Source organism: Mixta sp. BE291 (assembly GCF_031457955.1).
GTDB lineage: Bacteria > Pseudomonadota > Gammaproteobacteria > Enterobacterales > Enterobacteriaceae > Mixta.
This window is the reverse complement of the sequence record NZ_JAVDXN010000001.1, coordinates 477,521-490,834: the sequence shown is the minus strand read 5'-3', so window position 1 is coordinate 490,834 and position 13,314 is coordinate 477,521. Positions and strand designations below refer to the sequence as shown.

Annotated in this window: 14 protein-coding genes; 1 reads left to right on the top strand and 13 read right to left on the bottom strand. The window is 54.2% G+C overall.

Annotation, left to right across the window (positions count from 1 at the left end; all coding sequences use genetic code 11):
• Window positions 1–72: 72 nt before the first annotated feature.
• The 9 genes from J2X14_RS02300 to J2X14_RS02260 form a co-directional block, all read right to left on the bottom strand.
• Window positions 73–720, bottom strand: coding sequence for a gamma-glutamylcyclotransferase (locus tag J2X14_RS02300; RefSeq protein WP_352409592.1), 648 nt, complete (start codon window positions 718–720; stop codon window positions 73–75).
• 76 nt (window positions 721–796) lie between these two features.
• Window positions 797–1,642 carry a Sir2 family NAD-dependent protein deacetylase gene (locus J2X14_RS02295; RefSeq protein WP_352409591.1) on the bottom strand — a complete coding sequence of 282 codons (846 nt, stop codon included), beginning with the start codon at window positions 1,640–1,642 and terminating at the stop codon, window positions 797–799.
• Window positions 1,639–2,541, bottom strand: coding sequence for an SIR2 family NAD-dependent protein deacylase (locus J2X14_RS02290; protein WP_352409590.1), 903 nt, complete (start codon window positions 2,539–2,541; stop codon window positions 1,639–1,641). The genes J2X14_RS02295 and J2X14_RS02290 overlap by 4 nt, the downstream gene beginning before the upstream one ends.
• Window positions 2,542–2,656: 115 nt before the next feature.
• A complete protein-coding gene (locus J2X14_RS02285) occupies window positions 2,657–3,760 on the bottom strand; it encodes an LLM class flavin-dependent oxidoreductase (protein ID WP_352409589.1) in 1,104 nt (367 codons plus the stop codon).
• Between the two features lie 216 nt (window positions 3,761–3,976).
• Window positions 3,977–4,951: a GlxA family transcriptional regulator gene (locus J2X14_RS02280; RefSeq protein WP_352409588.1), complete on the bottom strand. Its 975-nt coding sequence runs from the start codon at window positions 4,949–4,951 to the stop codon at window positions 3,977–3,979.
• Between the two features lie 128 nt (window positions 4,952–5,079).
• Complete coding sequence (locus J2X14_RS02275) at window positions 5,080–5,301, bottom strand: DUF6691 family protein (protein ID WP_352410123.1); 222 nt, start codon at window positions 5,299–5,301, stop codon at window positions 5,080–5,082.
• A gap of 53 nt (window positions 5,302–5,354) precedes the next feature.
• Window positions 5,355–5,780 carry a YeeE/YedE family protein gene (locus tag J2X14_RS02270; RefSeq protein WP_352409587.1) on the bottom strand — a complete coding sequence of 142 codons (426 nt, stop codon included), beginning with the start codon at window positions 5,778–5,780 and terminating at the stop codon, window positions 5,355–5,357.
• Between the two features lie 22 nt (window positions 5,781–5,802).
• Window positions 5,803–7,086, bottom strand: coding sequence for a bifunctional sulfur transferase/dioxygenase Blh (blh, locus tag J2X14_RS02265; RefSeq protein WP_352409586.1), 1,284 nt, complete (start codon window positions 7,084–7,086; stop codon window positions 5,803–5,805).
• 18 nt (window positions 7,087–7,104) lie between these two features.
• The gene (locus J2X14_RS02260) at window positions 7,105–7,899 is read right to left on the bottom strand and encodes a sulfite exporter TauE/SafE family protein (RefSeq protein ID WP_352409585.1); all 795 of its coding nucleotides are present in this window, start codon (window positions 7,897–7,899) and stop codon (window positions 7,105–7,107) included.
• 180 nt (window positions 7,900–8,079) lie between these two features.
• Here J2X14_RS02260 and J2X14_RS02255 point away from each other — a divergent pair, with 180 nt between their 5' ends.
• Window positions 8,080–9,315 (top strand): NAD(P)/FAD-dependent oxidoreductase, encoded by a 1,236-nt coding sequence (locus tag J2X14_RS02255; RefSeq protein WP_352409584.1) that lies wholly within the window; start codon window positions 8,080–8,082, stop codon window positions 9,313–9,315.
• A 48-nt stretch (window positions 9,316–9,363) separates the two neighbouring features.
• On the opposite strand, the gene dsbG is transcribed toward J2X14_RS02255, so the two are convergent.
• From dsbG to J2X14_RS02235, 4 genes are all read right to left on the bottom strand, one after another.
• Window positions 9,364–10,140, bottom strand: a complete 777-nt coding sequence (dsbG, locus tag J2X14_RS02250; protein ID WP_352409583.1) for a thiol:disulfide interchange protein DsbG — start codon at window positions 10,138–10,140, stop codon at window positions 9,364–9,366.
• Between the two features lie 64 nt (window positions 10,141–10,204).
• Window positions 10,205–12,223: a protein-disulfide reductase DsbD family protein gene (locus tag J2X14_RS02245; protein WP_352409582.1), complete on the bottom strand. Its 2,019-nt coding sequence runs from the start codon at window positions 12,221–12,223 to the stop codon at window positions 10,205–10,207.
• Window positions 12,224–12,267: 44 nt separating this feature from the next.
• Entirely contained in the window at window positions 12,268–12,657 is a 390-nt protein-coding gene (locus J2X14_RS02240) for a copper resistance protein (protein ID WP_352409581.1), read from the bottom strand.
• 56 nt (window positions 12,658–12,713) lie between these two features.
• Window positions 12,714–13,142, bottom strand: a complete 429-nt coding sequence (locus tag J2X14_RS02235) for an OsmC family protein (protein ID WP_352409580.1) — start codon at window positions 13,140–13,142, stop codon at window positions 12,714–12,716.
• Window positions 13,143–13,314 lie beyond the last annotated feature (172 nt).

Here is a 13,314-nt window from a genome sequence, read left to right as displayed (position 1 = left end):
GGTAAGCGACAGGCTGTTCGCCTGTCGCCGACGTTTACATGGTGCGGCAGGCCGGTTAAGCGCCAACCCGACTTATTGCAGTGCAGCCGCCAGCTTATGGATGTAATGATCGCTGATGCCATGGTGGCGTAATGCGTCATGTAAACGCATCACATACTCTTTGTTGCTACCCAAACTGCCGGACGCAGCAGCGATAAGCGGAGCGGCTGTGGTCACAGAGGCATCCTGCTCATAGAGAATATTGTTTATATTGGCGGTAAAGATAATCGCCCGAACCCGCTGCCCGTTCGCCAGCGTCACCGTTGTCCAGTGAGGTCGGTAAACGCCGCCAACCATTTCCCGCGTCCAAATCAGACCTAACTCTTCATCCAGCTGATCTTCTCTGAACCGCAGAGCGATACCTTCGCAGCATCCCCCTTTCTCCAGCGCTAACATGCGTCCGGGACGCTCCGGTGTGCCGCGCGCCAGCACCAGACGAATACAAAAACTACGATGCCAGCCATCCAGGCTGGCGAGAGTGCTCTCTTCAACCTGAAAAAGCGGGTTAAAAATCAGCGAGCCATAGGCGAATAGCCAGACCGGCTCGCCCCTGATGCGCTGCTGCAGGGTTTCACGCATTGATTGCGCAATATGCTCTTCCGACCACCATTCAATATCTGGCGTTTCACGAAACGATTGCAGAAATGCCCCGCTTTTCAGCGAGTCTCGATCAAGAACCACATCATTCTCCATTCATTGCCACAGCATGGGGTCTGGCTTATTCAGGGCGGTACGCAACATCGTTCTGACGTCACGGTTACATAAGGGAAACGAGCTGTTTCAGGTTATGGCCGATATCCCCTTCTATGCCGAGTGATTTATGCGCAATCGCATCGGGAATAAACAGTTCACGCCCCCTATTGAAGGTGATATAGCGGGCATTCGCTTGCTGATAAACCTGTTGCATAAAGGGCGCTTTAATCAGTTGGTTACGTGCCCCTACGCCCAGTTCCATAAAGAGAATTTTGCCATCCTGCGCCTGGGTGACAAAATCGCGATACGCCGTCTGACGCGCCTGCCACTGCGCGCCTTTTAAAAAGCGCGGGCCGGTTTCAATATGTACCTGCATCTTGCCGCCGCACGCTGGGCAAACCGGAATCAACGCCGCAGGCACTTTGCCGTTAGCCTGTTCGCGCGCCATAGTGGCCAGAAGCTCGTCTCCCGGATAGAGCTGGTCATGGCAGGCATTGGCGCATTGCAGGTTTCGGCAGTTGCCTTCAATTTCAAACACGCGCTCAGGATCAAATCCGGCGGCAGCAAAATGCGCATCAATATTGGAGGTCACGACAAAATGGTGCTTGTTCTTTACCAGCGTAAGCAAATCGGCCATCACCGGATCGGGCATTCTGTCATGCAGGAAGTAAGCAAACATTCGGCTATAAAAGGCCCATTTTTCCGCCTCTGCCGGGAAAGCGTGGAAACATCCATGAATAATGCAGCGAAAACCCTGCTGTAGAGCAAGATCGCCAAAGTTGTCTGAAAAAGCGTTATCGTCAGCAAAAAGGTGAATTCCGGCAGCAATGGAAAGCCCGTTGCTGGCGCCGATAACAACCGCATCCGCCTCTTCAATATGTTGCAAGGCATCCTTTAATAACTGATTCATACCGCGGCCCCGGTTTCTGTTGCTGTGGGACGCGCCTGAGTTTCGCCATATGCCACTAACGCCTGCAATACCTGGGCAATATCCGCATCCAGCGTAATTGATTTACTTTTCAGCAGTGGATGTGCCGCTGGCTCGCCTTTGTTGATGCGCACCAGGAAAGCGTTCGGCCAGTGATAGGTTGCGGCTGAAAAAGGATGCTTGATGATATTCGGCGTCATCTGCCCCACGCCGAGTTCAAGCAGCACAATATTTTGCTGCGCGTGCGCTTCAATAAAGTCCTGATATTTGCGCATATAGTTCTGCCAGTGGGTGCCCTCGAGGAATACCGGGGAGCGGAACCAGGGTTCCATCTCCGCACCACAGCGCGGACAGCGCGGGATCATCTCTCCAGGCACACGCGTATCGGTAATCTGTGCGGCGATCTCTCTGACCACCTCTTCCGACGGATAAACCGCGTCATGGCACGGTGCGCCGCACTGCAACCAATGTGAGGTTCCCTGCGGATAACAAAGCTTTTCATCAGGAAACAGCTTCGAGAACTGTAAGTCCTGATTGGTGGTAATGATGAAGTAATTTTTATCGCTGATAAGCTTATGCAGATCGACATAGGTTTGCCCGGCTGGCTGATCAAACATCAACCGGCCATGTTTGGCGAGATAAGCCCAACGCTCTTCGCTGCGGGGATAGCGGTAATAGAGCGCATCGCAGAGGTTGCGGATACCGTAGTTGCGCTGGAATTCACTAAAATTATCGCGGAAGTATTTACTGTAGCCGTAAAAATCGTGCTGATTAGCCGCTGACATTCCTGCGGCCCCGCCGACCAGGATCGCATCCGCCTGCTGGATTTTCTGATAAATGGTCGCAATATAATCGTGGAACTGCTGTTGCTGGTCAGACATAGCCTGTCTCTTTTTATGCGGTTATGACAATGCCTGTGCTATCACGGGAAACCACAGGCAGGTCGCGTCTGTTTTCCGCTAACAGCGGGAAACAGACGGATTTTTTAGGGTCGGATTACGCGTGGGAAGCGCTGCCAATATCGTCGGGCATGCCATACGCATCGGCGATCAGTTCGGTGGAGCGATAAATTGCCTGTTGTGAGTAGCCCAGGTTCAGGATCATCATCTCATCCGCGTTGATGCGCTGGTGCCAGCGCGCCAGTTGCCCGACAACCTGTTCACCCGTGCCGCTCATGATCTTGGCGTTCCACATCTCCATTAGCCGCAATTCACCCGTTGAGTAAGCATAATCACGGGCTTCATCTGGCCCTGGAATGACAAAAGAACGACCGGTACTCATGCGCATCATGGCATGGGAATAGGCCCAGGCCTGTCGCCGCGCTTCGTCGGCATCATCAGCAGCCATTACGCCGAAACTGGCAATCACATATGGGCGGTCCAGCAGCGCTGATGGTCGGAAACGCTCACGGTAGATCTTAATGGCCATATCGACATTCTGATCGGCGAGATGAGCGGCAAAGGCAAACGGGAATCCCATCTGGGCGGCAACGCGTGCCGAGTAGTCGGATGAACCCAACAGCCAGACCGGCGGGCGCGCAAACGAGCGCGGAATACCGTTCTCCTGGTCCTGCAACGGGCCGGGAACGGCGTAAACCCCCTCTTTCCTGTAGCGATGTCCCTCTGGGAAAGAGCCATCAAGGAAATGAAGCAGCTCATCCAGCTGCTTCGGAAACGCTTCGCTGCCGATATCACCCCGGCGTAAAGCCGCGGCCGTCGCCATATCGGTTCCCGGCGCCCGGCCGATGCCTAAATCGATGCGCCCCGGCGCAAGCGATGCCAGCAAGCCAAACTGTTCAGCAACCACCAGCGGCGGGAAATTAGGCAGCATCATGCCGCCTGCGCCCAGACGAATATGTTGGGTTTCCCCCGTTAGTCGGGCCAGCAGCAGCGGTGGCGATGAGGTGGTTACGCCGGGCATCGCGTGATGCTCAGCGATCCAGTAGCGGGTGAAGCCACGCCGGTCGGCAAGACGCGCCAGCTTGATGCTGTCCGCCAGCGCGTCCCTGGCGGCCACGCCCTTCCCGGCCATCGCAAAGTCCAGTAATGAAAGGGGAACGGGGGCAGAACCACGCCTTGTGCCAAAAATTGAATTGCTCACGGTTTATCCTCAAAAAATTTCGGCCACCCCTGCATCGGTAAACGCATGGGCCGCATCTGAGGCTAATTTTGAGCCTATTGTTCAGCCGCCACAATTGGCTTAAATGACAATATGCGTTAAAAACAGGCCATTCGTGATCGTTGGGAAAACTTCTGGCTTTCAGCATGAGGTTGAGGCGCCTCGCAACGGCAGGCGCTTTTGCTGGACGAAATCGGGTTAATCGACCTCTGAATGACGCAGGCGACAAAAGGTGCGTCGATACTCTGAGGGCGAAGTGCGCAAATAAGCGGAAAACTGCAGGCGTAGCGACAGCGGCGTGCCAAACCCGACTTCGGTGGCAATGCATTCCACCGGCAATTCGGTGGTTTCCAGCAGCTGCTGCGCCCGAAAGACGCGTTCGCCGTTAAGCCACTTGGTGACCGTCGTCCCGGTTGTATCACGAAAGCGGCGCGTGAAGGTGCGGCGGCTCATTTTTGCCACGCTGGCCAGCGTATCGACATTAATGGGTTCAGATAAATTCTCACGCGCCCAGGTCAGCACCTCAGCCATACGACCCACGCAGGGCGTCTGCGGAACCGGCCGTTCAATATATTGTGCCTGTCCGCCAGGGCGGTGCGGGGGCGTGACCAGCTGCCTTGCCATTTGATTGGCCATATCAGAACCGTGCTGTAAACGGATCATCTCCAGACAGCAATCAAAAGCCGCGACCGTACCGGCGGAAGTAATGATATTCCCATCCGCGACGTACAGCACATCAGGACAAAATTTTACCGAGGGGAACCGCTGGGCGAATGCCTCACGTGCCACCCAGTGAGTGGTGGCTTCCCGACCATCCAGTAACCCCGCCGCGCCAAGCACAAATGCCCCCAGACAAAAGCTGATAATCAGCGCTCCACGCTGGTTCGCGGTTTGCAACGCGGCAATAATATCCGCAGGCACGTCGGTTTCGGCATCGTTCCAGGCGGGAACAATAATGATATCTGAGGTTGCCATTACCTCTAATCCATCAGGCACTTCAAAAACAATGCCCTGATCGCTGGTTATGCGCCCCGGCGTACGGGCGCAAACCCGCACATCGTACAGGGGAAAATCCGCAGGTTTATTCACCACGCCAAACGCAACGGCAGGCACAGAAAGCTGAAACAGGCTCACCCCGTCAAAAGCAAGTACGGCAACACCAATAGCGGCCACGTGATCCTCCAACCTGTATGAACTGAAAAACGCCGGAACGGCCCGCTTCAGCAGACCTTTAACGGCGCTAGCATAATCAATTTCTTTGCCTGCGTGGATCTTTATTAACCTGCGCTAATACATCTTTCTCAGGCCTTGCCTCGGCGGCGCTCCAGATAGTCAAACAGGCCCATCCCCACCAGCATCGCCATAAAGAAAAGCGCGCCCTTTTTGCTTCCGCTGCTTAATAGAATCAGCGCTGGCCCCGGACAGATGCCGGATAATCCCCAACCGATACCAAATAATACCGCCCCGCCCACCAGACGTTTATTCACGTGGCGAGCAGCAGGCAAGAAAAGTTTATCGGCCAGCCAATAAAGACACCAGGTTATACATTATCTCTCCTGCATTCTGTTTGGCGCGATTAAAAGCGGCCGGACAGCCATACGGTAAACATCGCGCTTACCATAAAAATCGCCGTTGCAATCAGGGAGCGCCACGACAAGCGTGAAAGACCGCAGACGCCATGCCCGCTGGTACAACCTGAGCCGTAACGGGTGCCAAACCCAACCAGTAAACCAGCAATAATCAGGGTGCCTGAAGAGGCGTCAATGGCGCTGTGAGGTTTAGCGCTGAACAGGCTGTAAAGCAGCGTTGAAAGCAGCATGCCGATGATAAATGCCGCTCTCCAGCTTTTATCGCGCGCGCGCGGCGTAAGCAGGCCGCCCAAAATGCCGCTAATGCCTGCTATACGGCCACAAAAAAAGAACAAGATTCCAGCAGAAGCCCCGATTAGCACGCCTCCGGCTAAGCTACTCAGCGGTGTAAACGCGCCCCAGTCAATACTCATATTGCATGCGCCTCTAAAACCATCAAAAGCTGTTAAGCGGTATTTTAAGGTAACGTTTGCCGTTATTTTCCGGTTCCGGCAAATTCCCGCCGCTAATATTGATCTGCAATGCCATCAGCATCAGATCGGGCAGCGGAAGCGTGGCATCCCGCGCGGTTCTTTTCGCAATAAAGGCGGCTTTATCGTTGCCAGCCAGCCAGACATTTTCGCTACGCTGCCGGGCAACGGAGCTTTCATACTGCACCTCACGCCCGTCAGGACGATAATCATGACCGGTAAACAGGCGCGTATCGTCCGGCAGGCTCAGGATGCGTTGTAGTGTTTCCCACAGCGCTTCCGCACTGCCGCCGGGAAAGTCAGTGCGCGCCGTTCCGCTGTCCGGCATAAAAAGCGTATCGTGAATAAAAGCGCAATTGCCGATATGGTAGGTGACGGAGGCCAGCGTATGCCCCGGTGAGAAAATGACTTCGCCGCGCAGGTTGCCGATATAAAAAATATCGCCATCTTTAAACCGCGCATCCCAGATGGTTTCCGGCGCAGGCAGCGCGGGCAGATGGTAAATCGCCTTCCAGAGATCCTGTACCTGAGAAATTTTCTCTCCGATAGCGGACGGTGCGCCCGTCTGCCGGGCCAGCCAGGCCGCAGCGGAAAAATGATCGGCATGAGGATGCGTATCCAGGATCCAGCTCAGCCGCCAGTTTTGCCGGTGAATAAAGTCCAGCATCATTTGCGCCTGGCGGTGCGAGACGGCGCCTGAGTTGCGATCGAAATCCAGCACCGGATCGATAATCGCACAGCGTCTGGTTTCGGGATCGGCAATGACATACTGCAAGCTGCCGCTTTTCGGCTCATAAAAAGAGTGAACCTCTGCCACCGGCGCGATCTGCTGCTGCCTGGCATACCACGCCAGCGCCGGAGCGGCATCAACATCATATTGCCGACACGTCGCCTGGAACGCCTTTTCGTCCATCAGGCCTTCACACAGCGCATGGAGGAAAAACAGCGACACAGAACGCGCGCCGCTGCGGCAGTGCGCAATAAGTTTCTTGCCGCTTTTTACCTGACGATGAAAGGTATAAACGTCTTCGCGCGTCAGGGTGTCATAGGTAAAGGGTAAATAGAGATATTTGATGCCTTGCCGATCGGCTAACTGCTGCTCTTGCTGATGCGTCAGAAAACCGCCCTCCTCCTCATCAGGCCGATTATTAATCACCATGTGATAGCCGAGCTGGTGCAGATGGGCAAATTCATCGGCGTTCAGGGCATCAACGAAAGAGATCTGCTGATTATAATGACGAAGGTTCATGACTCGCTCCTGTTTAATTCAGAGGTTTTTGTACAGCATATAAAACGCCATCATGGCCAACATGGCGGAAAACAGGCCGTTAATCACTTTTTGGTTATTGCTCAGCCGGTTTGCTAGTTGGCTTCCCAGCCATCCTCCGATAATCCCGCCCGCAATGAGCCAGGCGGTGATAATCACAGAGAACTTTCCTGCCGTGGCATAGCTGGCGCTGGTGGATACGCCCATAGCAAACACCACCATCAGTGAGGTGGCCACGGCTTCGACCATGGAAAATCTGAAGCACCAAACCAGCAAAGGCACCACCAGAAAACCACCGCCAATGCCGAGAAAACCGGCAATGACGCCAACGGTAAAAACGGCTATCCACGCTATTACCGGGTGAAAACAGCAATGGCCTGCGCTGAACGTATCGGCATGGCGACGGCTTTTCCCTGCCATCAGCACCGCGATAATCAGCATTAACAGCGAAAAAGGCAGAAGCAGATATTTTGCGCTGACCATTTTCCCCAATTCAGCACCCAGCAAAGCGCCGGTTATGGCAACGGCCGATATTTCCAGCCCGATCTTCCATCTGACATTGCCATTAATGGCATGGGAGAAAAGCGCGAATAATGCACTTACCGCCACCGCCATTGCACTGGTGCCGATAACCAGATGCGTGTCTTCTATTTTCACCATATAAAGCAGAAGCGGCACGCATACCACCGAACCGCCTCCGCCGGTCAGCGCCAGAAGAAATCCAATAATAATCCCGGTGGCTAGCAACAGGATTATCGTCGGCGCAGACAGATGCGATAAATCCTGTATTATCATTTTCAGCTCCGATTTTTTAATTAGTACAACTGCTATAAAATATATTGTCAATTGCTTATTACTTTTAGCTATTTCTTATAACAAATTTGAATAAGCGATTTTTTTTATACTTTAATCGTCTAAGCGAATGCTTTCGGAACACCGTTTTTTCCTCTACCGTTAAATTAACGGGAGGTTGTCATGCAAAATAGTGAGACGTGTTCTTCACCGCATCTGGTGGTTATCGGCGGCGGTTCGGCTGGAATTGGCGTTATCGCGAGCATTAAAAAAAGAGTGAAAAACATTGCCATTACGCTAATTGAACCGGGCGATCAGCATTATTATCAACCAGCCTGGACGCTGGTGGGCGCGGGCCTCTATGATATTAATAAAACCAGACGTCCCATGGCAGATGTTATTCCGCCCGATGTGGCGTGGGTGAAAAGTGCAGTAATCAACATCTGTCCTGAAGATAATTTCATTGTGACGGCTGGCGGCGAAAAAATATATTACGACAGCCTGATTGTTGCCAGCGGCCTGGTATTACGCTGGGATAAAATCGCAGGGCTGGAAGAAACGCTGGGGAAAAATGGCGTTACGTCAAATTATCGTTTTGACCTCGCGCCCTATACTTACGAGCTGGTAAAAAATTTAACACACGGCAACGCTATTTTTTGCCAGCCGGGGATGCCTATCAAGTGTGCCGGCGCGCCGCAAAAAGCCCTATACCTCTCCTGTGACCACTGGCAGAAACAGGGATGCCTGAAAAATATTTCAGTGGGATTTTTCCTTGCGGGTCAAGCGGTATTTGGCGTGCCGGAATTTGTTCCGCCGCTCAGAAACTACTTACAGAAATATCAGGCCAACGTAAATTTCAGGCATAACCTTACACGAGTGAACGGTGAGAAAAAACTGGCTACTTTTACCGTAACCGCAGAATCCGGGGACGCCCACGAGGTAACCTTACCTTTCGATATGCTGCATGTGGTTCCGCCGCAAACCGCGCCCGCCTTTATTGCGCAAAGCGGCCTGGGAGACGCAAACGGCTGGTGCGAAGTGGACAAACACACCTTACAGCATGTGCGCTGGCCAAACATCTTCTCGCTGGGGGACTGCTGCTCGACGCCGAACGCAAAAACCGCGGCGGCGGCGCGCAAGCAAATTGTGGTGGTGGCCGAAAACCTGCAAAAAGTGCTCCGCAACGTCATTCCTGACTCACGTTATGATGGTTACGGATCGTGCCCGCTGACGGTGGAAAAAGGCAAAGTGGTGCTGGCTGAATTTGGTTACGACAACCAGCTGTTGCCCACTGTTCCGCTTAATCCTGCCCGCCCCAGTCGAATCGCCTGGTGGTTAAAAGCGTGGTTTTTACCGCGTTTTTACTGGGCTGGCATGCTACGCGGCGTGGAATGGTTTGCGAAGAGCAAATCCCGGTAAACGCGCAACACCATGCCACCCGATGAGTGGCATGGTTTGCTTACCCGGTCACTTGCAGGCGACCAGGTTTTTCAACATCTCTTCGTCCGGCATGCCCACGATTTGCTGTAAGCGGCGATCTTTACTGAGGTAATAGATCGCTGGCGTGCCGTTCGCCCCCAGCGTGTCCATAAGATGCTGATTGTACATAATTTGCCTGCTCGCCGCTTCCGGTGTGCGTTGCGGTAAAGTCGGGCTGATTTTGCCGTTAGACATTTCAAAATCGTGCCAGGCTTTAGCGGGATCGCTGGCAGAAAGCATAGCGGAAGCATAGCGGCCGCTTTCCGGTTTCAGGACGGCTACCAGCAGCGTTTTCAGCTCGATTTTATCCGCCTGAACGGCAGGTTGTACCGCTTTCCAGAACTGTTTGCAGTAGGGGCAAAAAGGATCGGCAAACACCACCACTTTACAGCTGGCTTTATCGCTTCCTTCAGTAATTCCCTCTGCCGCGGCGAGTTTTTCCCACATGGCTCGACCGGCAGGGATGTAAATCTCATCGTTAATGATTTTCTCACTGAGATTATTCCCTTTCTCATCATACATATAGCCGGAAATTGCATGTTTTTTATCGGGCGTCAGGTAGATGGTGACGCCCGCATCCTGATATTTCCCCAGCCAGCCGTCAACACCGGCAGGCGTTTTGAAAGGTTTGATAATTTCAATCCCCTGCTTTTCAAGCTGCTTCACCGGCTCCGGGATGGTCCCGGTATCAGCATTAACACCAAAAGCGAACACGCCTGAAGCGATAATCACTAATCGGGTATACAGGTTCACTGCTTTTTTCATTTTCTTATCCTTCAGGTTCATGGCGCAACGCAGCGCGGCGTGAGGCAATTGATTAGCGAAACGGTTACCCGGCATGGTTTACTCCAGCTGATGAGCGTTTGAGGGCATCCAGCAAGGTCTGTTTGTTCAGCAGCGGTGACAGCTTTTCACCCTGCGGTTCAGCGGCGCTGAAAATGGCGTTAAAAGGAATGCCGCCGCCTCCATGACGATATAAAAACTGTTCAATCTCTGGCGACGGGCGGCTCCAGTTACCCTGTAATGCCACCACGTCCTGTTGGTTAAGTGCCGAAACAACCTCAGGCCGATGCAGCACCATTACCTCGTTTACTTTACAGTTCAAACACCAGTCGGCGGTGATATCGACAAAAACAGATTTCCCGTCATCCAGCGCCTGCTGTAATGCCGCTTCCGACAAAGGTTGCCAGTGGATCGGCGAGGCCGTTTTGCCCGCGGGCGCAGGCGCGAGGAAGGCATACACCACCGCTGCAAACAGCACGCCGAATGCCGCGGTACGCAGGTTCTCAGCAGCAGCGAGGTATTGCCTGGCCAGCAGATAGAGCAGCAACGCAATCAGCGAGCCGCCCGCCAGCAGAACGTAGCGGAAGCCGAAAAAGGGGATCAGCAGGCTCATCAACCACACGCAGGATCCCACCATCAACATCAAGAGGATCGCCCGCATCACCTGCATCCAGCGTCCCGGTTTAGGGAATAATCGCGCCACGGCGGGGAAAAGGCTGACGGCCAGCCAGGGCAGACTCATTCCGATACCGAGGGCGATAAATATCGCCCATAGCTGAGGCAGCGGCGCTGCCAGCGCAAACCCCACGGCGGTGCCGAGAAAAGGCGCGGTACAGGGCGTAGCCAAAAGCGTGGCGAACATACCTTCGAAAAAGCTCCCTGCCATGCCGCGCCCGCCCACGGTAGCCAGTCGGGTAGAGAAAGCAGACGGCAGGCGCAGTTCAAACACTCCCGCCATATTCATACTGAACAGATACGTCACCAGCACCATAAACCCGATAAACCACGGACTCTGGAACTGGATGCCCCAGCCATACCAGGCGCCGGTTAGCCGCAGGCTGGTCATCATCATGGCTAAAAGAATAAAAGAAACCACGATGCCGCCGGTGGTGGCCAGAAAACGCGCCCGGATGTCACGCCGGTCATACTGCCTGCCGGAAACAATTGCGGAGAGTTTCAGCCCCAGCACGGGAAGCACGCAGGGCATAAGGTTAAGTATCAGCCCGCCCAGTAGCGCCGTCAGAATGATCTGCCAGAAAGCGAGGCCCGATCCCGCCTCAGAGCTTAATTCGACATTCAGCTGCTGCTTAATATCGTTATCGCTTACCACCAGCGATAGCGCGCTAAATGGCATTTTGCTAAGCGCTCCGCCCCACTCGTCGCTGACGTGAAACGTTGCCTGAAGCTGCTCGCCGCGGGTAACGATTTTCGGCTCAGAAAGCAGCGTGCCGGAAGGATTATCAGCAAAAATCGCGGGATTGCGCCATCCGGTGGGTGATTGAGCCGTAACGGTAATGGTATCCCGGTCGCGCTGCGTTGCGGTAACGGTAACCGGCCCTTGCTCGCTCGGGACGTTTCTCATTGCCCGGGCGTACTCATTTTCAAAATCATCCGCTGGGGCGTCTGAAAGCAGCAGATGAAAAGCGTAGTCCGTCAGCACACAGAGGTTGCTGCATGTGGATAGCGACAGGGTTCCCTGCAACTCACCTTGCGCAGGCGCCCCGATCACCACAGGGAAGGTCACGCTGTGCTCGTAGCCCTGCGTGGTCAAGCCTGCCACGTCGAAGCGCTGTGGAACAGGCCAGTACCAGTGCGAGGAAACCGCCGGCTGCCAGTTCAGGCGTGGCGGCGCGCCGCCATCGCCGGGCGAGCGCCAGTAGGTTTTCCAGCCGGGATCGAGGCGGACATCCAGTAGCATACGCACCTGACCGTCCTGTGGCGCGGCGCTGCGTATACGTATTTCAGTGTGCGGGTTAGATGGCTGACGTAGCCAGCCCGTATCCGCTGCCTGCGCGGCAGATACGCACCCTAGCAGAAGCAGTAAGCTCCTGAATAGAATTAGCATTTTTTTCTCCGTAAGTGATGGTCAGAACAGGGTGAGCTGTTCTGTCACAGACGGAAAACGCAATTTTTCAGGTGTATTCGCCGGGTTAAGGCGGAAGGTGGTCTGGCTCGTGGCCTGCGGCAGAGCGATACGCTGCCCGTTAGCACGATGATGGACAGAATAATATCCAGCGCAGGCAACGCGCCGTCAAACAACACCGGCTGAGCCATGAAAACCGAATGCGCTTCAAGCTGGCAAGGCGTCAGACCGATATGCAGGTCGGCGTTATCAGAATGAACGGAGGTGGTGAGACTCAGCGCGTTGCCCACCGGCGCATGCAGAACAGCAATGCGCTGGGTCAGGCAGACCAACATAATCAGGCACGCCAGCGCCAGCAAAGCCAGAGCTTTACTTCGCTGTTTGCAACCTGAGTCGTGGTGGCTGAAAGTCATCATGTCCGAAATCATAAAGGCAAAGCGGCATATAGCAAGTGATACTTGCTGCTCAAATGTTATTGAGCCTGCACCGCGCGCCCCGAAACGGAAACCTGCGCGCCGCCCGCTTTCAGCAGATTGCCGATCATGCAGGCTGCATCCGCAGCGCTAATCAGCGCCTGTGCGCTTTGCACCTGTTCCGGCGTCGCGTCTGCGGCAAGCGAGAGTTCAACCACGTGCGAAATATGCAGGTTAGTGGGTTTATCACCGCTGATTTCAGAGGTCACGCCGATCTCTTTCGCCGGGATTTTGCGCGACTGCAGCATAATCGCAAGGGTCATCACGTAGCAGGAAACCGCTGATGCCTTCAGTAAATCTTTTGGGTTTGCTCCGTTACCCTTTCCTCCGAACGCTTCCGGGATAGCAATAGCCAGGTTAAGCGAGGCGTCCTCAATGGTGCCCTGTCCCTGCGTTAAGCCTTTCCATCGGGTTGTTGTGGTGCTCATGGTGTTTATCTCCATTAGGTTATTTCAGCGTTTTTAGTGTGCCAGTTACCCATAGCCGTCAGAAGTGGCGGTAAAGACATAAAACGGGTCAATACCGACACATGGCTGATTTTAATCAGGTGGTCACGGCTAAAATGCGCTGGGCGGAACGGGAAGCCTTAACACGGCTTCC